Annotated in this window: 24 protein-coding genes; 9 read left to right on the top strand and 15 right to left on the bottom strand. The window is 66.2% G+C overall.

What is annotated here, in order from left to right:
* Positions 1–9: 9 nt before the first annotated feature.
* From N2K95_RS00945 to N2K95_RS00930, 4 genes are all read right to left on the bottom strand, one after another.
* The gene (locus N2K95_RS00945; RefSeq protein WP_260652517.1) at positions 10–783 is read right to left on the bottom strand and encodes a hypothetical protein; all 774 of its coding nucleotides are present in this window, start codon (positions 781–783) and stop codon (positions 10–12) included.
* Positions 767–1,327 (bottom strand): RNA polymerase sigma factor, encoded by a 561-nt coding sequence (locus N2K95_RS00940; protein ID WP_260652516.1) that lies wholly within the window; start codon positions 1,325–1,327, stop codon positions 767–769. Before N2K95_RS00940 ends, N2K95_RS00945 begins: the two co-directional genes overlap by 17 nt.
* A gap of 195 nt (positions 1,328–1,522) precedes the next feature.
* The gene (locus tag N2K95_RS00935; protein ID WP_260652515.1) at positions 1,523–2,329 is read right to left on the bottom strand and encodes a carbon-nitrogen hydrolase family protein; all 807 of its coding nucleotides are present in this window, start codon (positions 2,327–2,329) and stop codon (positions 1,523–1,525) included.
* Between the two features lie 38 nt (positions 2,330–2,367).
* Positions 2,368–3,486, bottom strand: a complete 1,119-nt coding sequence (locus tag N2K95_RS00930; protein WP_260652514.1) for an NAD(P)-dependent alcohol dehydrogenase — start codon at positions 3,484–3,486, stop codon at positions 2,368–2,370.
* A 97-nt stretch (positions 3,487–3,583) separates the two neighbouring features.
* Between N2K95_RS00930 and N2K95_RS00925 the strand changes: the two genes are divergently transcribed.
* Positions 3,584–4,579: a DUF2804 domain-containing protein gene (locus tag N2K95_RS00925; protein ID WP_260652513.1), complete on the top strand. Its 996-nt coding sequence runs from the start codon at positions 3,584–3,586 to the stop codon at positions 4,577–4,579.
* A 107-nt stretch (positions 4,580–4,686) separates the two neighbouring features.
* On the top strand, positions 4,687–5,082 hold the full coding sequence (locus tag N2K95_RS00920; protein ID WP_260652512.1) for a VOC family protein: 396 nt from the start codon (positions 4,687–4,689) through the stop codon (positions 5,080–5,082).
* 55 nt (positions 5,083–5,137) lie between these two features.
* Here the strand turns inward: N2K95_RS00920 and N2K95_RS00915 are convergent, their stop codons facing one another.
* Complete coding sequence (locus tag N2K95_RS00915) at positions 5,138–6,427, bottom strand: adenylosuccinate synthase (RefSeq protein ID WP_227920787.1); 1,290 nt, start codon at positions 6,425–6,427, stop codon at positions 5,138–5,140.
* A gap of 217 nt (positions 6,428–6,644) precedes the next feature.
* Between N2K95_RS00915 and N2K95_RS00910 the strand changes: the two genes are divergently transcribed.
* From N2K95_RS00910 to N2K95_RS00900, 3 genes are all read left to right on the top strand, one after another.
* Positions 6,645–7,238, top strand: coding sequence for a hypothetical protein (locus tag N2K95_RS00910; RefSeq protein ID WP_260652511.1), 594 nt, complete (start codon positions 6,645–6,647; stop codon positions 7,236–7,238).
* A 159-nt stretch (positions 7,239–7,397) separates the two neighbouring features.
* Complete coding sequence (locus N2K95_RS00905; protein WP_260652510.1) at positions 7,398–7,868, top strand: excalibur calcium-binding domain-containing protein; 471 nt, start codon at positions 7,398–7,400, stop codon at positions 7,866–7,868.
* 24 nt (positions 7,869–7,892) lie between these two features.
* Positions 7,893–8,609, top strand: a complete 717-nt coding sequence (locus N2K95_RS00900) for a class F sortase (protein ID WP_260652509.1) — start codon at positions 7,893–7,895, stop codon at positions 8,607–8,609.
* A 36-nt stretch (positions 8,610–8,645) separates the two neighbouring features.
* On the opposite strand, the gene N2K95_RS00895 is transcribed toward N2K95_RS00900, so the two are convergent.
* The 4 genes from N2K95_RS00895 to N2K95_RS00880 all read right to left on the bottom strand — a co-directional run bounded on the left by N2K95_RS00895 (position 8,646) and on the right by N2K95_RS00880 (position 11,675).
* Positions 8,646–9,269 (bottom strand): GyrI-like domain-containing protein, encoded by a 624-nt coding sequence (locus N2K95_RS00895; RefSeq protein WP_260652508.1) that lies wholly within the window; start codon positions 9,267–9,269, stop codon positions 8,646–8,648.
* Between the two features lie 169 nt (positions 9,270–9,438).
* Positions 9,439–9,861, bottom strand: coding sequence for a DUF3151 domain-containing protein (locus tag N2K95_RS00890; RefSeq protein ID WP_146359337.1), 423 nt, complete (start codon positions 9,859–9,861; stop codon positions 9,439–9,441).
* The gene (fbaA, locus tag N2K95_RS00885; RefSeq protein ID WP_260652507.1) at positions 9,861–10,880 is read right to left on the bottom strand and encodes a class II fructose-bisphosphate aldolase; all 1,020 of its coding nucleotides are present in this window, start codon (positions 10,878–10,880) and stop codon (positions 9,861–9,863) included. The genes N2K95_RS00890 and fbaA overlap by 1 nt, the downstream gene beginning before the upstream one ends.
* A 126-nt stretch (positions 10,881–11,006) precedes the next feature.
* Positions 11,007–11,675, bottom strand: a complete 669-nt coding sequence (locus N2K95_RS00880; RefSeq protein ID WP_260653685.1) for a TrmH family RNA methyltransferase — start codon at positions 11,673–11,675, stop codon at positions 11,007–11,009.
* A gap of 159 nt (positions 11,676–11,834) precedes the next feature.
* Between N2K95_RS00880 and N2K95_RS00875 the strand changes: the two genes are divergently transcribed.
* The gene (locus tag N2K95_RS00875) at positions 11,835–12,587 is read left to right on the top strand and encodes an HAD-IIA family hydrolase (protein WP_260653684.1); all 753 of its coding nucleotides are present in this window, start codon (positions 11,835–11,837) and stop codon (positions 12,585–12,587) included.
* Positions 12,588–12,614: 27 nt separating this feature from the next.
* Here N2K95_RS00875 and N2K95_RS00870 read toward each other — a convergent pair whose 3' ends face one another.
* From N2K95_RS00870 to N2K95_RS00850, 5 genes are all read right to left on the bottom strand, one after another.
* A complete protein-coding gene (locus N2K95_RS00870) occupies positions 12,615–13,583 on the bottom strand; it encodes an alpha/beta fold hydrolase (RefSeq protein WP_260652506.1) in 969 nt (322 codons plus the stop codon).
* A 67-nt stretch (positions 13,584–13,650) separates the two neighbouring features.
* On the bottom strand, positions 13,651–14,220 hold the full coding sequence (pyrE, locus tag N2K95_RS00865) for an orotate phosphoribosyltransferase (RefSeq protein WP_260652505.1): 570 nt from the start codon (positions 14,218–14,220) through the stop codon (positions 13,651–13,653).
* A 65-nt stretch (positions 14,221–14,285) separates the two neighbouring features.
* Positions 14,286–14,564 (bottom strand): HPr family phosphocarrier protein, encoded by a 279-nt coding sequence (locus N2K95_RS00860; RefSeq protein ID WP_255791463.1) that lies wholly within the window; start codon positions 14,562–14,564, stop codon positions 14,286–14,288.
* Between the two features lie 28 nt (positions 14,565–14,592).
* Entirely contained in the window at positions 14,593–16,245 is a 1,653-nt protein-coding gene (gene ptsP / locus N2K95_RS00855; protein WP_260653683.1) for a phosphoenolpyruvate--protein phosphotransferase, read from the bottom strand.
* A 146-nt stretch (positions 16,246–16,391) separates the two neighbouring features.
* Positions 16,392–17,243 carry a class II fructose-bisphosphate aldolase gene (locus N2K95_RS00850; protein WP_260652504.1) on the bottom strand — a complete coding sequence of 284 codons (852 nt, stop codon included), beginning with the start codon at positions 17,241–17,243 and terminating at the stop codon, positions 16,392–16,394.
* 185 nt (positions 17,244–17,428) lie between these two features.
* Here N2K95_RS00850 and N2K95_RS00845 point away from each other — a divergent pair, with 185 nt between their 5' ends.
* Genes N2K95_RS00845 through N2K95_RS00835 form a run of 3 tightly spaced genes read left to right on the top strand, consistent with a single transcriptional unit; the run spans position 17,429 to position 20,399 of the window.
* Positions 17,429–18,454 (top strand): 1-phosphofructokinase family hexose kinase, encoded by a 1,026-nt coding sequence (locus N2K95_RS00845; RefSeq protein WP_260652502.1) that lies wholly within the window; start codon positions 17,429–17,431, stop codon positions 18,452–18,454.
* 8 nt (positions 18,455–18,462) lie between these two features.
* Complete coding sequence (locus N2K95_RS00840) at positions 18,463–19,941, top strand: PTS fructose transporter subunit IIC (RefSeq protein ID WP_260652501.1); 1,479 nt, start codon at positions 18,463–18,465, stop codon at positions 19,939–19,941.
* A complete protein-coding gene (locus N2K95_RS00835; RefSeq protein ID WP_260652500.1) occupies positions 19,938–20,399 on the top strand; it encodes a PTS sugar transporter subunit IIA in 462 nt (153 codons plus the stop codon). The genes N2K95_RS00840 and N2K95_RS00835 overlap by 4 nt, the downstream gene beginning before the upstream one ends.
* A gap of 75 nt (positions 20,400–20,474) precedes the next feature.
* Here N2K95_RS00835 and N2K95_RS00830 read toward each other — a convergent pair whose 3' ends face one another.
* Positions 20,475–21,272 (bottom strand): DeoR/GlpR family DNA-binding transcription regulator, encoded by a 798-nt coding sequence (locus N2K95_RS00830; protein WP_260652499.1) that lies wholly within the window; start codon positions 21,270–21,272, stop codon positions 20,475–20,477.
* Between the last annotated feature and the right edge of the window lie 112 nt (positions 21,273–21,384).

Here is a 21,384-nt window from a genome sequence, read left to right as displayed (position 1 = left end):
CGACGGGGTCTACCGGCCGGGGCCGGACGGACCGCGGCCGTGGGGGTGTGCGCCGTCGTTGCCCCGGCCGTTACCCCGGTCGGAGCCCTCGTGCGCGGATCCATGCCTATCGGGCATACCGGCACCGGCACGCCCGGAATTCTGCCCACGGTCCCCGGAATACCCGGGGTGCCCGCCGTCGTGCCGGTTCCGGTCCGGCTGCGGGTCCGGGATCGGTCCGTTACCGTCCCCGTCACCGGCTCCCGGCGGCGGACTGCCGCCCGGCTCCACCACCGGAGCAGGAACAACGACTATGTCCGGTTTGGGCTCCGGCTCGAGGGCGGGGCTGTCTTCTACCACCGCATTCGGCTCGGGCTCGGTGACCGCGGCAGGGACCACCGGATCTGCGGGCACCTCGGGTTCGGCCGGTTCAGCGGGTTCGACCCGTTCCAGCGGAGGCACCTCCGCTGTGGGCACCTCCGGCGTAAAGCTGACTATGGGAGTCGGATCCGCCCGAACCAGGAAATCCGGGTTGGCCGCCACGCCGCCGGCGCCGACCGCCATCGCCCCGATCAGGGCTGTACCGAGGATGATGCCGCGGCCGCCCTTGCGCCGGGGGCGAAGGGGCACGGGGGCGCCTTCAAACAGGGCAGCCAGCTCCCCTTCGGGATCCGGTACGGGGACACGGGACTCGCTGCGCAAAGCCAACAGCGCCTCTACCAGCTCCGGGGTTTCCTCGACGCCTGCTTCCGCCAGGAGGCCGCGGACATAGAGTCGGTCCTGCGCATCAGGATGCTCGCTCATTGTCCGGTGCCTCCTTCCGTTCCGGTTGGTTTCTCAGTACCCCGAGGGCGCGGCGCTGGAGCTGCTTCACGGCTCCGGCGCTGCGTCCCATGATCTTCGCCGATTCGTCAACGGAAAGATCGGCCACCACGCGCAGCAGCAGGACTTCCTGCTGCTGGGGTGCCAGACCCGCCAGGAGGGCGGCAACTCCGGCACCGGCACCCAGCACGCTTTCCTCGGCGGATTCCGTGGCACGGCGGTCCAGCTCCGGATCGAACACGGCGGTCGCCGGCTCGCGCTCGCGCCGTCGGACGTCATCCACCATGCGGGCGTGTGCAACGGAGAAGGCGAAGGTGCGGGCACCTCGGAGTCCACCCTTGAGCGTGTCCATTTTGGCGAACAGCGTCAGGAAGACTTCCTGCGTGAGTGCTTCAGGGTCGTCACACCCCTTGGAGCGGAGGTAACCGAGGATCCCCGGCGCGAAGTCGTCGTAGATCTCGCGCAGCGCCGCGGGCTTTCGGGCACGCGCATCACGGAGCGTCTGCTCAGTAAGCGGTGCAGGCACGGCGGATTCACTTTCCTCGGATGCGGGAGTGGTCCAAATGCTACCGTGTCCGCCGCCACAGTCATGCGCGCAACGGCCGCACCGATGCTCGTTGGGGGGATGAGCCTCGGCGCGGCCGTTACACACAGGTAATCGACGGCGGGTGTGAAAAGGTTACGCCGCCGCCGAAGTTTTTCGACGCCGGATTTTCCGACCCTAGTGCGCCTCCACGATCTGCGTGTTTTCCGCGAAGCGGCGGTTCTTGAGCACCGGAAGGAACTGGCGTACGTCGTCGATCCGCCGGCGGGTGACGTCCGCCGTCACCACGGCCTCGCGTTCATCCTCCAGTGCAGCCTGCGGCACCCCCATCGGGTCCAGGATGGCGGAGTGGCCCACGGTGTGCGAGCTGGACGTACCCGCAGCCGCCACCCACACAGTGTTCTCGATGGCGCGGGCCTTGAGCAGGGTTTCCCAGTGGTCAATCTTGTGCTCACCCTTGAACCAGGCCGCCGGGACCGCCAGCAGGTCAGCGTCGAGATCGGCGAGCGCCCGGGCCAGTTCCGGGAAGCGCAGGTCATAGCAGGTCATGACCCCCACCCGGAGGTCGCCCACCTGCAGAACCTTCACGCCGCCGTCGCCCGGTTTGATCCGGGTGGATTCCGCATAGCTGAAGGCGTCATACAGGTGCAGTTTGCGGTAGGTGTCCACGATCCGTCCGGTCGCGTCAATCAGGACCAGGGTATTGAAGGGCCGGTCCTCACCGCTGGACTCGTAACCGCCGGCAATGACCGCGATCTCCAGTTCGGCGGCCAGCAGGGACAGCTGGGAGACGAAGGTGGTCCAGGAGGCGTCGACGGCGGCGGACAGGGATCCTTCCACCTTGCCGATGCTGAACATGGACTCTTCGGGGAAGATGATCAGCTCGGACCCCGCGGCCCTGGCCTTGCCGGCCAGGGACCGCATGGTGGCGAGATTCTGCCGGACCTCACCGGACGGGCTGAACTGACCTACGCTGACTAACACTTTCGACCACCTTCGCCCGGACCGGAATTTCTTCCAGCCTAGACCAGGTCCTCGAAGTGCAGGACGGGTTTCAGGACGCTTCCACTCTTGGCTGCTGCGGCCGCCTCATTGATGTCCCTGAACGAGTACCGGGTAATCATCTTTTCCAGCGGGAACCGGCCCTGCTGCACCAGGTCCACCAGTGCCGGCAGGAACAGCTGCGGATTGGAATCCCCCTCGGTGATCCCCAGGATCTGGCGTCCGTTGAGCATGAAGTTCACGTCCAGGCTCATGGTGCTGCCCGCAGCGGGTGCGCCGATCAGCCCGAGCTTGCCCAACGGCGCCAGCACCGAGGCTGCGGTTTCCGCCACGCGGACGCTGCCGGTGGTTTCCAGGGCGTGGGTGACGCCCTGGCCGCCGGTCAGTTCCATCAGTGCCTGGGCGGCGTCGGTGTTCCCGGAGTTCACGACGTCGGTGGCTCCCAGTTCCCGGGCCAGTTCCAGCCGGGAATCCACCAGGTCCATCACGATGATGCACGTGGCCGGGGACAGGGCGGCGGCCATGACGGCTGCCAGGCCTACGGGGCCGGCGCCGAACACGGCGAGGACGGATCCGGGCTCGGGCTTCAGCACGTTCAGCACGGCTCCGGCGCCGGTCTGGATGCCGCAGCCCAGCGGTGCCAGCAGGGACAGATCCACGGCCGGATCCACCTTGGTCACACCGCGTTCGTCCGCCAGGACCAGGTTGGCGAAGGACGACTGGGCGAAGAAGTGCCCGTGCAGGTCGGTGCCGTTTTCCGAAAGGGTGGAGCTGCCGTCCGCGCGTTCCCCGCCGAGGAGGTTGCGGGGCAGGAATTCGACGCAGTATGCGGGGTGGGCACTGCGGCAGTTGCGGCACACTCCGCAGCTGGTGAAGGTCAGCAGGACATGGTCTCCGGGCTGCACCGAAGTCACGGCACTTCCCACGGCTTCCACCACGCCTGCACCTTCGTGGCCCAGGACGCCGGGCAGCGGAAAGGGAATGTGGCCTGCCTGCACACCCAGGTCGGTGCCGCAGACTCCGCTGGCCACCACCCGGACCAGGACCTCGTCAGGACGGGGATCATCCAGCGTCACTTGCGCAAGTTCGAAGGGCTGGTTGGTGCCGCGCAGGACGGCGGCCGTAGCTGTGCTGGTCATGTCTGCCTTTCCCGGCCGGATCGGGACACCCGACACAACTATCTGCGGCGGCGCTCCGGCACATCTTCACCCTACGCCCGCCCTAGACTTGGGCCGCATGGATGAAATCACTGCCCCCGTTGACCTTGGCTCTGTCGCCGGCGTGCTGAATCCGGCTGCCGTCGGATTTGCCCGCAGCGCACTGCACCGTCCCCTGGTTCCCTCGGGCGCCAAGGGCGGCTGGCGGACCAAGCGCTGGGAGTACTGGGGCATCCTCACCCCCGAGCTTGCCGTCGGCCTGACCATTGCCCATCTGGACTACGCCTCCACCCTGCAGCTGTACGTGTTCGAACGCAGCACCGGGAAGGAGACCAGCCTGGAGCCGCTGAAGATCCTGCCCTCCTACGCGGATGTCTCCCTGCCGGATGCGCTGCCGCCGCTGACGGCGTTCGGCGCCTTCGGCGGGGCGAGCCTGCGCTTCCACGACGCCGACGGCGGCACCCGCCTGCAGGCGTCGTCTTCCCGGATCTCGGCGGATCTGTTCGCTGAAGCGGACGGGGACGTTCTCGGGGTGGTGGTGCCGTGGTCCGCTAGCCGTTACCAGTACACGCTCAAGGACGTGGCCCGCCGGGTTTCGGGCACGGTGACCGTGGACGGGCGCGAGTATGCGGTGGGCGGGCAGGAATCCTTCGCCGTGCTGGACCGTGGCCGCGGCCGCTGGCCGTATTCGCAGCGCTGGAACTGGGGCGTCGGCTCGGGCACGGTGGACGGCACCCGGCTCGGGCTGCAGATCGGCGGCAAGTGGACCGCCGGAACACCGGCCACGGAAAACGCCTTGATCGTGGACGGCCAGCTGCACCATTACGACGGCGAACTGGAGTTCGAGTACGACCTCACCGATCCGGCGTCGACCTGGCGCGTGCATGGACCCTGGATCGATGCCGTGCTCACCCCGTTCCACCGGCGGGTGGCGGCGACGAACGCCGTCGTGATCAGCGCCCGGACCTGGCAGGCGTTCGGCACCTGGACCGGAACGGCGCGCACCCCGGACGGCACCGAGTACTCGCTGGACGGTCTGGGCGGCTGGATCGAGGAGGCCCGGAACCGCTGGTGAGCCGGGCGCCGACGGCACCGGTTCCGGGCGCGGAACCTGCCCGTTGACCGGTGTCCCGGCCCCTGTTAGCTTCGGGAATCATTTCCCCCGCCGGACAGGAGAGTTCCATGAGCCTTGTCATCTCATCCATTGCCCTCGATGCGGCAGATCCGCCACGGTTGGCGGAATTCTGGACCCAGGCGCTGGGCTACCGGATTGCGGAAACCAACGACGCCGACGTCATTTCGCTGGTTCGGGCTGACGGCAGTGCAGGTCCGGACATCGACATCATCCCCGTGCACGAGAGGAAGACCCTCAAGAACCGGCTGCACTTGGACCTGCGGGCAGCGCACGGCAGTACTCAGCATCAGGAAGTGGAGCGGCTGCTCGCGCTGGGCGCGGTCCGGGCCGACGTCGGGCAGGGCACCGAGGTGGACTGGGTGGTGCTGGCCGATCCGGAGGGCAACGAGTTCTGCGTGCTGAGCCGCTCCGAAGCGGCCCCGGATAGGCAGGCCGTCCGGTAGACGCACGGAAGGCCCCCAGCCTCAAGGGCTGCGGGGCCTTCCGTATGTGGTGGATTTACTCGTTGATGAGGTCCCGCACCACGATGGTCTGGTCACGGTCCGGGCCGACGCCGATGGCGGAGAACCGGGTGCCGGACATCTTCTCCAGCGCCAGCACGTAGTTCCGGGCGTTGTCCGGCAGATCCTCAAGGGTCTTGGCGCCGGTGATGTCCTCGGTCCAGCCGTCGAAGTACTCGAAAATCGGCTTGGCGTGGTGGAAATCGGTCTGCGTCATCGGCATCTCGTCGAACCGCACGCCGTCGACGTCGTACGCCACGCACACCGGAATCTTTTCGATGCCGGTGAGCACGTCCAGCTTCGTCACGAAGTAGTCCGTGAAGCCGTTGACGCGGGAAGCGTGGCGGGCCAGGACGGCGTCGTACCAGCCGCAGCGGCGCGGCCGGCCGGTGTTCACACCGAACTCGCCGCCGGTCTTCTGCAGGTACAGGCCCATGTCATCGAACAGTTCGGTGGGGAACGGACCCGCACCGACGCGGGTGGTGTACGCCTTGATGATGCCCACGGAGCGGGTGATCCGGGTGGGGCCGATGCCCGAGCCCACGGACGCGCCGCCGGCGGTCGGGTTGGACGAGGTCACGAAGGGGTAGGTGCCGTGGTCCACGTCCAGGAACGTGGCCTGGCCGCCCTCCATGAGGATGACCTTGCCCTCGTCCAGGGCGGAGTTCAGCTCGTAGGTGGAGTCGATGACCATGGGGCGCAGCCGGTCCGCGTAGGAGAGGAAGTACTGGACGACCTCTTCGGCGTCGATGTCGCGGCGGTTGTAGACCTTCAGCAGCAGCTGGTTCTTCTGCTTCAGGGAGCCTTCGACCTTCTGGCGCAGGATGGACTCGTCAAAGATGTCCTGCACGCGGATGCCCAGCCGGGCGACCTTGTCCATGTACGCGGGGCCGATGCCGCGGCCGGTGGTGCCGATGGCACGCTTGCCCAGGAAGCGTTCGGTGACCTTGTCCATCACCTGGTGGAACGGGGCCACCAGGTGCGCGTTGGCGGAAATCCGCAGCTTCGAGGTGTCCGCACCGCGGGATTCGAGGCCGTCGATCTCGGCGAAGAGTGCCTCAAGATTCACCACGCAGCCGTTGCCGATCACCGGAATCGCGTTGGGGCTGAGGATGCCGGCGGGCAGCAGCTTGAGTTCGTATTTTTCACCGCCGACGACGACGGTGTGGCCGGCATTGTTTCCGCCGTTGGGTTTGACGACGTAATCGACGCGGCCGCCGAGCAGGTCGGTGGCCTTACCTTTACCTTCGTCGCCCCACTGGGCGCCGACGATGACAATAGCGGGCATGGGATCCTCCCCCATTAGATACGGGCCGGAACTGCTGTTGCAGATCCGCTTCCGTGCATGAGAACGCCCCTGAACTCGCAGGTCCTGCCGTGACGGCGTACCTTGGCGCAAGTTGCGGGGCTCTTACCTGCCAAGTTTAGCCGATCATGCCGTTGCTCACTCGGTAATGCGCTGTCAACGGAACTATCTGCCGTGCTTCGCAGGTAGCGTAAGGCGCATGGACCGGTTCCGCGGCTACATTGCAGGTCTTGGCACCTCCTCCGGCACGAGGCTGGTGGTTGGGCACTGGCTCGAGTCTCCGCTGGGCGCGTTCACGGATGTGATGGCGGAGGACGACGCCGGTATGCGGACGCTGCTGGCCCCTTCCGACGCCGCAGCGCAGTATGTCGGCGAAACCTACCGGTTCGACCGGACCGTGGTGGCGCCGGTGGACTCGGCCCTTTCCCCGGAAGCGCTCCGGGTGGCCGCGGGCCCGCTGCGGCTGGAGGCCGTGCTGGGTCCGGTGACTTTCCTGGGCCGGGTCCTGGAACGTGTGCCGACGCCTCTCGCCGTTGCACCGTGGTGGTTGAAGCTCGTTAATCCCGTGGCCGGGCTGCTGGTCCCGGGCGTGCAGACCGCCGGATCTGCCGGTGGCGGGCGGCGCGAGTTCTACGGTGTCCGGTCCATCCGCACGCTGGCGGGTGCAACGGCCATGTGGGACGGCAAGGACCTGGGCGGGCTGCGTCCGGTCGAACCGCCGGTGACGTTCGGGTTCAGCTCCGTTCCGGCCGCCCCGCAGATTGTCGCCGTCACCACCACGATCCTGCCCTGAAGCCGTTGCGCCGGGGCAACCTTTGCCTTGCTGAACTATTTCGGTGCTCCCGGACCCAATTTCGTACTGAGGGGGAGCGCACCGATTACCTGGATCCCTACGCTTTCAGAGTCATCCAACACCCGGATGCCCTCCTTTACTCAGGAAGCAGGGAATCACATGAAGAAGACAACAGCCGGCCTCACTCTGACGGCCATCACTGGTTTCGGACTCTTCGCGGCGACGCCGGCTCTGGCATCAGGACCGGGCGGGGGTGGCGGCGGTCACCACGAGCCACCGGTCTACCCGTACGCCAATTGTTCCGCTGCGGCAGCAGAAAATGTCTACAACATTCCTAGGGGCCATCCCCGGTACGGTACTCATTTGGACAATGACGGTGACGGATGGGGCTGTGATGATCCCACGAAGCCGCTGACCCCGATGCCTGTGGCAGGTGGGCACTGGGACGGAAACGGAAACTGGGTTGAACCCCAGGTGGGCCAGATGCCGTCCGGCGGAGCCAACACGGGCATCACCCAGGAGCCGGAGGAATCCAATGCCGGAGTCCTGGCCCTCGGCGGCGGTCTGGTGCTGGCAGCCGCAGCCGGCGGAACGTTCGTGGTGCGGCGACGCCTCGCGAGCCAGGAATAAGCGGAACCTGCTGGACGCATTGATATGAGGAACACTCCCGGCGGCCGCCGCAGACGCCTCGGTGCGGCTGCGGCGGCCGCATTTCTCCTGCTCGCCGGCGGCAGCATTGGGCCGGCAGCAACAACGCTGACCCCGGCCCCTGTCCCCTCCGTCTCGGTTCCGGATTCCGCTGCACTAACCAGCCCCGAAACCGCCGCGCCGGTACCCGCCCCGTCGCCGTCGTCCTCGCTGCCGGCCGCGGGTTCCGCGGCACCGAACGACCAGCCCACGGGAATGCCGGAATCCGTGCCGGAGACCTTACATATCCCCTCCATAGGGGCGCAATCGAAGCTGATCCGGCTGGGTCTGGACGAGCAGGGGGCCTTGACGGTTCCGTCCGGTGCTCCGGGGTCGCCGGCCGGCTGGTATGAGCACTCGCCGACCCCGGGCGAGACGGGTCCTGCCGTGCTGCTGGGCCATGTGAATGCCGAAGGCGGCGGCCCGGGGATCTTTGCCGACCTGCGCCGCCTCTCCCCCGGCGACCGGATCGAAGTTGACCGGAAGGACGGCAGCACAGCGGTCTTTGCGGTGCTGCGAGGCGAGCAGTATCCCAAGGACGAATTTCCCACCCAGAAGGTGTACGGAAATACCGCCGGCCCGGAACTGCGCCTGATTACCTGCGACGGCTACGACCCGAAGACCGGGCACTTTGATGACAATTACGTGGTCTACGCCGAGCTCGTTCCGGACGGCGGGCCGTAAATCACGAGGTCTTCCCCTGCGCACACGGGATGACGTTTAACTCGTTTCGGGGCGGACCGGCTGCCGCAGCACCGTCCGCAGTTTCTCCGGAGCCGTCCGCCGCGGGTCGCTGAGGTACACCTCATGATGGTCGCCGTTGAAGGTCAGCCGCCGCTCAGGCATCCACGTGGAGTGCAGGCGGGCCAGGACCGGACCCTCGTCGTCGTAGGGGCCCACAAAGAGGATCTGCGCCGCAAGACCCTCCGTGAGTGTCTGCAGCCGCACCCGTTCCACGCCGGGAAGCTCCTTCTTTGCCGCCACCGAGGCCACGGCCGCGTCCACCATGTCCGTGGTGATCCATTCCGGCTGGGCAATGAGCAGGGTCCAGTCCCAGCTGCTTTTGTCGCCGCGGATAAACGCGTCCGGGTCCTCGGCCCGCCATAAGCCTTCCAGGGGGCCAACCGTGAAGTCCGCATCCAGTTCGCGCTTGGAGGCAAACTTCACGGAATACGCGACCGGATACAGGCACTCGAGAGCCTGGCCGTATTCGGCAGAAGTGTTCGGGTCACCGTGCCCGTCGACAGCGAGGTAATGCATGATCGGCACATCCACCAGGGTGAAGTCGCCGCCGCGGGGTGAATACAGTTCCGGATAGGACCGTTTCAGGTCGAACTTTTCCATGCACTGTCCACCTTCCAACCGGCTTTCCAGCGTAGGCGCCGGCGGACTGCCAGGGGAGGTGTGGTCCCCCCGGACGGCCCGAAGGAGCGAAAAGGACTCCAGTAGCCAAAAGACAACGGCGGCCCCCGGAAAACCGGGGACCGCCGTCGTGGTCAGTAAGCCTTCGACCCTACAGAGCTTCGATGGCTGCCTTGGCCTGGGGATCGGAATCGTCGAGGAACTTGCGGATCCGGTCCACTTCCTCGGTCTCGCCGATGGCCGCTGCGGCCCGGCCGAGGGCGTACAGCGAGCGCAGGAAGCCGCGGTTGGGCACGTGCGACCACGGGATGGGGCCGATGCCGCGCCAGCCGGCACGGCGCAGGGAATCCAGTCCGCGGTGGTAGCCCACCCGGGCGTAGGCGTAGGACTCGACGTTCCGGCCCTCCTCGAACGCTTCGTCCGCGAGCGCCGCCCACACCTGCGAGGAGGTGGGGAACTGCGCGGCGAGATCCACCGGTTCGTCGCCTGCCTCCAGGCGGGCGACGACGTCGGTCTCCTCAGGCAGGTAGGTGGCGTCGGGGCCGAGGAGGTTCTTGCGGAATTCGTCTGACATTAGAGTGCCTTACCTGCCGATCCAAGGTTCTGTGCTGCTTCCACCACGCGGGCGGCCATGCCCTTTTCAGCGGCTGCACCCCAGACGCGCGGATCGTACTGCTTCTTGTTGCCCACTTCGCCGTCCACCTTCAGCACGCCGTCGTAGTGGCGCAGCATGTGGTCCGCCACCGGACGCGTGTAGGCGTACTGGGTGTCGGTGTCGATGTTCATCTTGACGACGCCGTAGGAGACGGCGTCGGCGATCTCCTGGGCGGAGGAACCCGAGCCGCCGTGGAAGACGAGGTCGAACGGGCGGTCCTTGCCGATGGACCCGCCCACCGCGTCCTGGATTTCCTTAAGGATTTCCGGGCGCAGCTTCACGCCGCCGGGCTTGTACACGCCGTGCACGTTGCCGAAGGTCAGGGCGGTGATGTAACGGCCCTTGCTGCCGTCGCCGAGGGCTTCGATGGTGGCCATGCCGTCCTGGACGGTGGTGTAGAGCTTGTCGTTGATGGCGTTTTCCACGCCGTCCTCTTCACCGCCCACGGTGCCGATTTCCACCTCGAGGATGATCTTCGCCGCGGCCGTGCGGGCCAGCAGTTCCTGGGCGATGCGCAGATTGTCTTCGAGGGTTTCGGCCGAGCCGTCCCACATGTGCGAGTTGAAGATCGGGTCCTCGCCGCGCTTCACGGCGGCTTCGGAGGCGGCCAGCAGCGGCAGGACGAAGTCGTCCAGCTTGTCCTTGGGGCAGTGGTCGGTGTGCAGCGCAATGTTCACGTTGTAGCTCTTGGCTACTTCCTTGGCATATGCAGCGAACGCGAGGGAGCCGGCGACCATGTTCTTTACGGAGGCACCGGACCAGTAGGCGGAGCCGCCGGTGGATACCTGCACGATCCCGTCCGAACCTGCTTCGGCGAAACCTGCCAGCGCGGCGTTGAGCGTCTGCGAGGAAGTGACGTTGACTGCCGGGTACGCGAAGCCCCCTGCCTTGGCTCGGTCGATCATCTCGGCATAAATCTCCGGGGTTGCAATAGGCATGCTGACTCCAAGGTCGTTACGGCAGGGCCTTCAGCCCTCGTTGGCTCCTTACATCCTAGCCACAAGTGTCCCTGCCGCATCAGGTGGTTCCGCTGGATTACGACGGCGTCTTCCGGCAGCCGCTTTTCAGGTCACCTTCTGGCCGAACACGTGCCGGCGGATCCAGCCGTGCATCGCAATGGCCGCAGCGGAACCGGCATTGATGGACCGGGTGGAACCGAACTGGGCAATGGACAGGGTGGCGTCCGCGGCTGCGTGGACCTCCGGGCTCAGGCCGGGGCCCTCCTGCCCGAAGACCAGCACGCAGTTTTCCGGCAGCTCGTAGGTTTCCAGCGGCACCGAGTCCGGGAAGTTGTCGATCCCGATGATGCGCAGCCCCTCGCCGCGCGCCCACTGAACGAAGTCCTCCACCGTGGGGTGGTGGCGTACGTGCTGGTAGCGGTCGGTGACCATGGCGCCGCGGCGGTTCCACCGGCGTCGTCCGATAATGTGCACTTCCTTCGCCATGAAGGCATTGGCGGTGCGCACCACGGTGCCGATGTTGAAATCGTGCTGCCAGTTCTCGATGGCCACGTGGAACGGATGCCGGCGGGTGTCCAGGTCCGCCACAATCGCGTCATGCTTCCAGTACCGGTACTCATCCACTACGTTGCGGGCATCGCCGTTGGCCAGCAGTTCCGGGTCCCAGTGATCCCCTTCCGGCAGCGGCCCCTCCCAGGGGCCCACGCCTACCTGGTGCGTCGGGGCGGTGGTTTCATCGGCGGTGTCATCACTGAGTTCTGAGGGGCTGTCTATCACCCTTCCAGCCTAAGGTGAAAGACTGGCAGCGCCCGCTTCGGGCCTCTCCGGCCCGGGTCCGGGCCGCGGCGGGGCACCGACCGTCAGGGCAGCAAAGTACGCGAGAGATGAGAGACCGTGGGCGAAAACGAAAACATTGAATGCTGGCTGACGGACATGGACGGGGTGCTGGTCCACGAGAACCATCCCATCCCCGGTGCAGCGGAGCTTATTGACCGCTGGGTGTCCACGTCCAAGCGCTTCCTGGTGCTGACCAACAACTCCATTTACACCCCGCGGGACCTGGCCGCGCGGCTGCGCGCCTCGGGACTGGAAGTGCCGGAGGAAAACCTGTGGACCTCCGCGCTGGCCACGGCCGAGTTCCTCAAGGAACAGGTAAGGAACTCCGGCACCCCCGGCCGCTGCTTCGTCGTGGGCGAGGCCGGCCTGACGACGGCGCTGCACGAGGCCGGCATGATCCTCACCGACACCACGCCGGACTACGTGGTGCTGGGCGAAACCCGCACCTATTCCTTCGGCACCATCACCAAGGCCATCCGCCTGATCCTGGACGGCGCCCGCTTCATCGCCACCAACCCGGACGTCACGGGTCCCTCGCAGGAGGGCCCGCTCCCGGCCACCGGCGCCATTGCGGCACTGATCACCGCGGCCACCAAGATGGAGCCCTATATCGTGGGCAAGCCGAACCCGATGATGTTCCGCTCCGCCATGCGCAAGATCGACGCCCACTCGGAAACCACCGCCATGATCGGTGACCGGATGGACACCGACATCGTGGCCGGCATCGAGGCAGGACTGCATACCGTGCTGGTCCTCAGCGGGATCACCCAGCGGGAGGACATCAACCGGTATCCCTTCCGGCCCACGCAGATCATGAACTCGGTGGCGGACCTGATCAACACCATCTGATGCCGTGCGGGGCTCCGGCCGGGAGGGTCATTCCTCCGGCCGGAGACCGCCTGCGGATCCGGGCGGGTCGAAGAGCCGCAGCACCTCCAGCACCGCGTCCTCATAGACGGCCGGGTTCCACTGCGGGCTGGCGTGGGCCGGAAGGGCGCCCTCGGTGACCAGGGAACTGGTGAGCAGGATGTCCCCGAACGCCGCTTCCCAGCCGGCCCGGGCGGTGGCATAGTCCACCGTTGTGTCCGCCGGGTTCCCGATGAACGCCATCTTCGTCCGGCCCAGCGTTCCCGAAAAGCGCGGTGCCGTGAAGTGGTAGATGTAGGACGCCTGGGACTGGATGAGCCGGCTGGACGGGGCCAGCGGGGACAGCTGTTCCAAGGTCTGTTCCGCGACCGTCCGCCAGGACCGTTCGTTCTTGTGCAGCACGCGTTCGCCCAGTTCGTAGCCGCCGCGCAGCCCGGTGGTGATCCGGTAGCCGTTGTCGAACAGGAACACCGCACCCTTGAACATGGCCTGGTCGCGTACAGCCTTCCGTCCGGACGGGCTGGAGTCCAGGACGATCAGGTCGACGACGACGCCCCGGCTGGCCAGTCCGGCGGCCACCTGTACCGCCAGCATCCCGCCGAAGCTGTGCCCGTAAAAGTAGACGCGCTTCAGGGAGTGTTCCCGGATGGCTGCGTGCACCGCATCGAGAATTTCCGGAACGTTCAGGCCTCGGTTCGAATATCCGATTCCGGCCAGCCGCCCCCGCGTGGCCAGTGCCGGGCGCAGGGAGCGCAGCAGCCAGCGGGTTTCCTCCCAGCTGGTTTTGTAGCCGGGGAACAGGAACCACATGGCATGCGGGAACCGGCGGTCGGCGTCGTCGTCCGGCACTTGGAGGACCTCCAGCTCCTCCCGGTAGCGCTGGATCCGGTCGGTTGCCACCAGGTCGGTGCTGAGCACGATTCCTGCGAGTGAGCCGGCCAGGAAGCGGCGCCGGGATACCCGGCGCAGGTCTGACACGGTCCGAAGGAGTTCCCGCGGATCAGGTGCTTCCGGTCCCGCCGGGCCGGTGCCGCCGTAGCTACGGCTATTCGAGGCCGAGTTCATCCTTGCCAAACGCGAACAGGTAGGGAACGGATGCCTCGGCCTCGATCCGCTCCTTGGCGCCGGTGTCCCGGTCCACAATCACTGCCACGGCCACCACGTTGCCTCCCGCTTGGCGCACACCCTCGACGGCGTCCAGCGCCGATCCGCCGGTGGTGGAGGTGTCTTCCAGAACCACTACGTTGCGCCCGGCGACGTCGGGACCTTCCACCTGCCGGCCCATGCCGTAGGATTTCTGCGCCTTGCGCACCACAAAGGCGTCCACGGCGCGGCCGGTGCGGGTGGCCGCATGCATCACGGCAGTGCCCACCGGGTCCGCACCCATGGTCAGTCCGCCCGCGTTGGTGAACTCAATGCCCGCACCGTCCAGCAGGTCCAGCATCACGTCGCCGACCAGCACCGACGCTTCGTGCTGGAGCGTGACGCGGCGCAGGTCAATGTAATAGTCCGCCTCGGCGCCGGAGGAAAGCACCACCTTCCCGCGCACCACCGCCAGTTCCATGATCAGTTCGAGCAGCCGGGCGCGGGACGGGGCAATCGCGGGCGATGTCATGGCTCAATCCTAGCGACGGACCCGTGGCGGGCAGGTCTTTGGGACTGTTTGCGACGCCGGTGCGGCTATCCGGCGTCGTGATCGGTTTCGACGATCTTGGCCAGGAGGTCCAGGGCTTCGTCGGCGCCTACGCCCTCGGCGCGCAGCACGAGCACCTCGCCGTGAGCTGCGCCCAAGGCCATGAGGGACAGGATGCTCGACGCGTCCATGGCCTCCTCCGCCGGCTCGCCCTGCCGCCCCACCGTGACCTCAATTCCGGTGTTCTGCGCTGCCTCGGTGAAAATGGCTGCCGGGCGGGCGTGCAGGCCTGCGCGGCTGGCAACGGTGACAATACGTTCAGACATGGTTCTCCTTGAATCGATAAAGCTGAATTTACAAACCTAGCTCAGCCAGGCGCGGCAGGGCGGCACGGACCGTCTCCCGGGCAGCCGCAGCACTGGGTGCCGCCAGCGCCGCTGCCGCCAGTTCCCGCGCCTGGGCCATGGACACGCTGCCCAGAACGGCGCCGACGGGTCCCAGTGCCCTCGGGCTCATGGAAAGGCTGGTGACTCCCAGCCCGACCAGTACGACGGCGAGGGCGGGGTCCGCGGCGGCCTCGCCGCAGACACCCACGCTTTTAGGTGTTCCGGCGGCACCGCTGGCCGCTGCCGCTCCTTCGACGGTGAGGCGGACGAGCTGCAGCACGGACGGCTGCCACGGATCGTTAAGCAGAGCGAGGGGACCAAGCTGCCGGTCCGCCGCCATGGCGTATTGGGTGAGGTCGTTGGTGCCGATGGAGGCAAAGTCCACCTCGCGCAGGACCGTCGAGGCCATCAGCGCAGCCGACGGGACCTCCACCATGATGCCCGGCGTCCGGAGTCCGGCAGCGGCACAGAGGGACGCAAAGACCGCCGCTTCTTCCGCCGTTGAAACCATGGGCGCCATCACCCAGACGTCGGCGCTGTGAACCGCCGCGGCCGCGGCAATGGCCTGCAACTGGCGCTCCAGAACCCCCGGTGAAGCCGAGTGGGTGCGGTATCCGCGGACGCCCAGTGCGGGGTTGGGTTCCTCCAGGTTGGTCAGGAACGGCAACGGCTTGTCCGCCCCCGCATCCAGCGTGCGGACCACGACTTTCCTGCCGGGGAAGGCGGCAAATACTCCGCCGTATGCGTCTATCTGTTCCTCGACCGTGGGTTCGGTGTCCCGGTTCAGGAAACAGAATTCGGTACGGAGCAGGCCCACCCCTTCCGCCCCCGCCGCAGCGGCCTGGACGGCATCGGCAGCGGTGCCCACATTGGCCAGCAGCGGAAGATGGGAACCGTCGGCCATCGTGTTGTTTCCACTGAATACCGCCAGTGACGTGGCTGAGGCAGCCCAGGCTTCCGCCGCGGTCCGGAGTTCTTCACCGGGAGCAATGGTGACCGTACCGGCAGCGCCGTCGACGTAGATCTCCGTGCCGTCGGCAATGTGGTGGACGCCGGAAGCCGCTACGACGGCCGGAAGGCCGAGGGCACGTGCCAGGATTGCGGTGTGCGACTGGGGGCCGCCGCTCGAGGTCACCAGCGCGATGACCTTCTCCGGGTCCAGCGTGGCGGTATCGGCCGGCGCCAGATCCTCGGCGACCAGGATGAACGGCTCCTCCGAGTGCGGTATCCCCGGGGCCGGCAGGCCGCGCAGTTCACAGACGATCCGGGCGCGCACGTCCAGGATGTCGGAGACGCGTTCAGCCATATAGCCACCCAGTGCTTCGAGTGTCAGTGCAACCCCGGTGCCGGCTTCCCAGACGGCACGCTCAGGCGTGCGGGCGCCTCCCTGAGCCGCGGGGGAAAGCAGCTTGATGGCCGATTTGACCAGCATGGGATCGGTGGCCATCAGTGCGGTTGCTTCCAGGATTTCCTTCGCTTCACCGCTGGCAGCCGCGGCCCGGGCACGGAGTTGGGCCTGGACGGCCTTCGTTGCGTCCTTGATGCGCTGCCCCTGCGATTCCAGGGTTTCCCCGGCAGGTGACTGCCCGTCGGCGGCCGGTTCCTGCACCGCTGGCGGCATCTTGCGGACGTGCCCAAGGATGCGCCCGGGGACGACGCCGACGCCCGCATAGGCTGGTTCCCGCGAAGTGTCGGCCGGGACGGTGGGGTACGAACTGGTTTCAAGCACAGGATGTCCTTTGGTGAGGTGCCACGCCGGGCGGAGGTCTAGAGAGTGATGGCAGCCGCGCCGGCAAGGATCTGCAGGGTGCGTTCCACGGTGTCGGCCACGGCGTCGCGGGAAGGGGCGATGTATTTCCGGGGATCGACGATGGAGGGGTTTTCGTCCAGGAACCGGCGGGTGGCTGAGGTATAGGCGATATTCAGCGCAGTGCCGACATTGATCTTGACCATGCCTGCCTGGGCAGCCAGGGTCAGTTCTCCGTCCGGCACGCCCGAGGAGCCGTGAAGGACCAGGGGTACGGGGAGCGTGGAGCTCAGCGCCCGGATCAGGGCATGGTCCAGGGCCGCGGATTTGGAAGTCATGGCGTGGCTCGAACCTACGGCCACCGCCAGGGCGGCTACTCCCGTGGCGTCGACGAACTGCAGGGCTTCCTCGGGGTCCGTCCGGACGCCGGGGGCATGCGCACCGTCCTTTCCCCCCACCTTGCCCAGTTCCGCCTCAATCCAGATGCCCCGCGTCCGCCCCCAGTCGGCAGCCTCGCGTGTGTGGCGGACGTTCTCGGCATAGCCGAAGTCGGAGCCGTCATACATCACGGAACTGACCTCCAGCTCCGGAGCCATCTGCAGAAGCGACATGTCCGTGATGTGGTCCAGGTGCAGCGAAATGTCCGACGTGGAATTCCGGGCCACGGCAGCGCTCGCCGCCGCGATGGCATGGGGGGAACCGTGGAACCGCACCGCGTTCTCGCTCAGCTGCAGGATGACCGGCAGCCCGGCACGCTCCGCTCCCAGAGCGATGCCTTCGGCGTGCTCGAGCGTAATGACGTTAAATGCGGCGACCGCACGGCCTGCGAGCCGCGCCTGTTCGACGAGGTCTCCGGTGGGGACAAGCGGCATTGCGGCCTCCTAGGCAAGCGGTGATCCAACTCACCTAAGATGTTGACACAAATCCAAGAAAGCGCAAGTATGTCCATGCAATGCCAACATCTTCCCGGACCCGACAAACACCCCCGGCTCAGGTTCCGGCCTGGCAGCAGTTACCGCCAGGACCTTGGAATCCGACCAATTGAAGTGGAGCCAGCGTGATAGTAACGGTTACCCCCAGTCCTTCGATTGACTGGACCGTCAACGTGAATTCGTTTGAATTCGCCGCGGTCAACATTGTGGCGTCCAAAACCCGGGAGGCCAGCGGCAAGGGAATCAATGTCTCCGTTGCCCTTCACCGCAACGGGGTGGACACCGTGGCGGTGTTTCCGGCAGGAAAGGAAACCGGCCGCTTCATGGTGGCCGAACTCCAGGCGCAGGATATCCGGATTGCCAGCGTGGATTCCGGCCGCGACGTCCGGACGAATATCACCCTGCTCGTGCCGGGACATTCCGGAACAAAAATCAACGAAACCGGCATTGAGCTTCCCGGCAACATCCTTGACCAGGTCCTCTCCACCTGCAGGACCACCCTGGAACAGGCACTGAGTGAGGGCGGGACCGTCATGATGGCCATTTGCGGCAGCCTTCCACCGGGCACCCCGGACCACTTCCACCGGGACTTGATCCGGCTGGGACGCGAGCTGGGGGTGCCCACCATCGTGGACGCCTCCGGCGCGGTCCTCAGCGCGGCCATCACCGAACGTCCCGACCTCATCAAACCCAATGTGCATGAACTGGCCCATGAAGCGGGCCGCAGCATCGCAACCCTGGGCGACGTTGCTGCCGCGGCGCAGGACCTGCGGGCACGGGGGCTCCCTACGGTCCTCGCAAGTCTTGGAGCCGACGGGATGATGCTGGTTGACCGCGACGGCGCCCTGTACGGCCGAGCCGATGGCATTACCGCAGTCAACACCGTGGGGGCGGGGGATGCGGCACTGGCCGGATACCTCGCCGGCCGGGCAGCCGGCGGCGACCGCGAAGCCTGCCTGCGCAGCGCGCTCGTCTATTCCTCCTCCGCCGTCGGACATGAAACGACACTTTTCGAAGTCGATCCTTCCATTGCTGGAAAAATCACCACCAGTGCAGATTTCGACTCCGCTACCCGGCTCACGGAACCTTCCCTGGGCACAGACACTTCACCTATCCAACCGACCCACCGCACCGTCGCGGCCAACATTTAAGGAAAGACATGGCACCCATCTCCATCGTTGCCGCCACCGGTTGCCCCACTGGTATCGCGCACACGTTCATGGCCCAAGAGGCCCTCATGCAGGCCGCCGAACGCCTCGGGGTCAGCATCAAAGTTGAAACCCACGGTCAGGTGGGAATTGAAAATGCCCTCACCGCAGCCGAAATTGCAGCCGCAGACGGCGTGATCATCGCAGCTGACAAGGACGTGAACCCCTCACGTTTTGACGGGAAACGCGTGGTCGACGTCGGCGTCAAGGCCGGCATCAGCAGGCCGGACGCGCTGATCCAGGAAATCATCAACGGCACCGCTCCCGTCCGCGGGAAGCAGGCCGCACCCGCCACTCCCGTGGAGCCCGAAGAAACCGAAGACAACGGCCTCTTCGGCGACACCCGTGTGGCGAGCGGCGGGAAGTTCCAGGCCCGGGATCTCTACAAGCACCTGATGAACGGTGTTTCCTACATGCTGCCGTTTGTCGTCGGCGGCGGCGTACTGGTAGCCCTTTCCTTCCTCTGGGGAATCTACTCGGCAGATCCCGAGCACCCCGAGCAGTACAACGAATTTGCCGCCATGCTCAAGACCATCGGCGGAACCGCCATGGGCCTGATGGTGCCGGTCCTCTCCGCCTTCATCGCTGATTCCATCGGCAAGCGCCCTGCCCTGGTGGTGGGCCTGATCACCGGCCTGATTGCCTCAAACGGCGGCACCGGCTTCCTCGGCGGCATTGTCACCGGCTTCCTCTCCGGTTACGGCATGCTGCTGCTGGCAAAACTGCTCGACAGGCTTCCGCGGGCGCTGGCCGGGCTGAAGGCCATCTTCATCTTCCCCGTACTGGGGACGTTCATCTTCGGGTCCATTACCTACCTGATCGCGTCGCCAATGAAGGGCATCAACACTTCCCTCCAGGATTTCCTTTCGGGTTTCCAGGACTCGAACCCGATCCTTCTGGGCCTGATCATCGGTGCCATGTGCGCCTTCGACATGGGCGGTCCCGTCAACAAGGCCGCCTACGTCACCGGCGTCGCACTCCTCGGCGACGGCAACTTCTTCTTTATGGCCGCCGTCTCCGCTGCCTGCATCACCCCTCCCCTGGTCACCGGCTTCGCAGCACTCTTCTTCCGCAAGGCCTTTGACCCGAAAACCCGCGACGCTGCCTATGTGAACTTCGCCCTCGGCGCCACGCACATTACCGAAGGCGCCATTCCGTTCGCGGCACGCAACCCACTGCTCGTCATCCCGATCCTGATGGCCTCCTCCGCCGTATCCGCCATCCTGACGTTCCTGTTCCAGGTCCAGGTTCCGGCACCGCACGGCGGATTCCTCGTGCTTCCGGTGGTGACCAACGGCCTGCAGTGGGTCGGGGCCATCCTGGTGGGCTCCGTCCTGGGCGGACTCGTCTACGGGTACGCGATGCAGCGCCGGACTGAAAAACAGCAACTGCAGCCCTCTGTAGAAAACGAAAAGGAAGTTCTTGTATGAGCACCATTCTCGCTCCCGAAAACGTCACCCTCGACGCCGCAGCAGCCTCCCGGGCGGAGGTGTTCAGCCTCATCGCGGCGAAGGCGGTGGAACTCGGCGTGACGGCCGACGCCGCGGCCGTGGTGGCCGGCCTGGAGGCCCGTGAAAAGCAGGGCACCACCGGACTGATGGACGGCATTGCCATCCCCCACGCCAAGTCTTCAGCCATCGACAGCGCAGCTTTGATTGTTGTGCGTCTGCGCGACAGCGTCGAATGGGAAAGCCTGGACGAAAAGCCCATCATTATGGCAATTGCGCTCCTCATTCCGGAGGGCGAGGCCGGTACCACCCACCTGACGCTCCTCTCACAGGTTGCCCGCACGCTCATCAAACCCGCGGTTCGGGCTGAGCTCCTGGCCGCCGCCACCCCGGATGCCGTGATCGAGCTGCTCAGCCAGCATGTCCTGGCCGGAACCTAAATCCGGCACGGACAGCTGAACACAGAAGGGGCGCTCCGCAACCAGCGGGGCGCCCCTTCTGCGTGTTATCAGGCGTTACACGCACTCGACCTGCACGCCTGCGGCCCGCAGGGCCTTGAGATCCTTGTTGGCAATGCCGGTGTCGGTGATGAGCACGTCGATGCTGGACAGCGTTGCATGCTGGACCGTACTTACGACATTGATTTTGCTGTGGTCGGACAGGAAGATGCGGCGGCGGGCGCTTGAGAGCATGGCCCGCTTGATATGGGCCTCGGCAGCGTCCGGCGTCGTGAGTCCGCGCTCAATGCTGATGCCGTTGGTCCCCAGGAAGGCCACATCGGCGTTCATCTCGGCCAGCGACCGCAGCGCCCATTCATCAACTTCGGCGAGCGTCCGGCTCCGCAGCCTGCCCCCGAGGGTGAACACCGTCAGCAGCGGCCGGTTCACGAGAGCCAAGGCAATGGGCAGGGCATTGGTGAAAACCGTCAGTTCCCGGTCGCCGGGAAAGGTCTCCGCCAGTTTTTCGGTGGTGGATCCCGCTTCAATAAGCACCGACCCTTGGTGCGGAAGGTACTCCAGGGCCGCCCGGGCAATTCTGCCCTTCTCCGTTGAATACTCCGTGCGTGCCGAAACGGCAGGCTCGAAAGACAGGGTGTCGGCGGGAATGGCTCCGCCGTGGACCCGCTTGAGCTGTCCGTGACGCTCAAGGTGGATCAGATCCTTGCGGATACTTTCGCCGCTGACACCAAAGGCTGCGGCAAGCTCCGCGGTATCGACGCGTTGTTCGGCACGCAGCTTGAGCAGGATCTGCTGGTGCCGCTGAACGGCGTAAGCTGCGCGTGCCACCGCATCTTCATCAGAGGCCGTGGCCATTTTCGTACTCCTTCATACCGGACGTGCTACTGCCGGACAGCAATCCACGGCTCCGGCGGCGGCCGCCTTTCCCGGGAATTACCTGCCCTTCGTCTTGTATAGCATGCCGGGC

The organism is Arthrobacter zhaoxinii (genome assembly GCF_025244925.1).
Classification (GTDB): Bacteria; Actinomycetota; Actinomycetes; order Actinomycetales; family Micrococcaceae; genus Arthrobacter_B; species Arthrobacter_B zhaoxinii.
Note: the sequence above shows the minus strand (reverse complement) of the source record. Positions and strands in the feature narration are given on the sequence as shown.

Coding starts and splice junctions, on each gene's coding strand:
- N2K95_RS00930 (WP_260652514.1), bottom strand. CDS start 3,486: ATGACCAGCACAGCTACGGCCGCCGTCCTGCGCGGCACCAACCAGCCC.
- N2K95_RS00830 (WP_260652499.1), bottom strand. CDS start 21,272: ATGGCCACGGCCTCTGATGAAGATGCGGTGGCACGCGCAGCTTACGCC.
- N2K95_RS00900 (WP_260652509.1), top strand. CDS start 7,893: ATGAGGAACACTCCCGGCGGCCGCCGCAGACGCCTCGGTGCGGCTGCG.
- N2K95_RS00840 (WP_260652501.1), top strand. CDS start 18,463: ATGGCACCCATCTCCATCGTTGCCGCCACCGGTTGCCCCACTGGTATC.
- N2K95_RS00905 (WP_260652510.1), top strand. CDS start 7,398: ATGAAGAAGACAACAGCCGGCCTCACTCTGACGGCCATCACTGGTTTC.
- N2K95_RS00875 (WP_260653684.1), top strand. CDS start 11,835: ATGGACGGGGTGCTGGTCCACGAGAACCATCCCATCCCCGGTGCAGCG.
- N2K95_RS00915 (WP_227920787.1), bottom strand. CDS start 6,427: ATGCCCGCTATTGTCATCGTCGGCGCCCAGTGGGGCGACGAAGGTAAA.
- fbaA (WP_260652507.1), bottom strand. CDS start 10,880: ATGCCTATTGCAACCCCGGAGATTTATGCCGAGATGATCGACCGAGCC.
- N2K95_RS00835 (WP_260652500.1), top strand. CDS start 19,938: ATGAGCACCATTCTCGCTCCCGAAAACGTCACCCTCGACGCCGCAGCA.
- N2K95_RS00910 (WP_260652511.1), top strand. CDS start 6,645: ATGGACCGGTTCCGCGGCTACATTGCAGGTCTTGGCACCTCCTCCGGC.
- N2K95_RS00920 (WP_260652512.1), top strand. CDS start 4,687: ATGAGCCTTGTCATCTCATCCATTGCCCTCGATGCGGCAGATCCGCCA.
- N2K95_RS00945 (WP_260652517.1), bottom strand. CDS start 783: ATGAGCGAGCATCCTGATGCGCAGGACCGACTCTATGTCCGCGGCCTC.
- N2K95_RS00890 (WP_146359337.1), bottom strand. CDS start 9,861: ATGTCAGACGAATTCCGCAAGAACCTCCTCGGCCCCGACGCCACCTAC.
- pyrE (WP_260652505.1), bottom strand. CDS start 14,220: ATGACATCGCCCGCGATTGCCCCGTCCCGCGCCCGGCTGCTCGAACTG.
- N2K95_RS00850 (WP_260652504.1), bottom strand. CDS start 17,243: ATGCCGCTTGTCCCCACCGGAGACCTCGTCGAACAGGCGCGGCTCGCA.
- ptsP (WP_260653683.1), bottom strand. CDS start 16,245: ATGCCGCCAGCGGTGCAGGAACCGGCCGCCGACGGGCAGTCACCTGCC.
- N2K95_RS00925 (WP_260652513.1), top strand. CDS start 3,584: ATGGATGAAATCACTGCCCCCGTTGACCTTGGCTCTGTCGCCGGCGTG.
- N2K95_RS00860 (WP_255791463.1), bottom strand. CDS start 14,564: ATGTCTGAACGTATTGTCACCGTTGCCAGCCGCGCAGGCCTGCACGCC.
- N2K95_RS00895 (WP_260652508.1), bottom strand. CDS start 9,269: ATGGAAAAGTTCGACCTGAAACGGTCCTATCCGGAACTGTATTCACCC.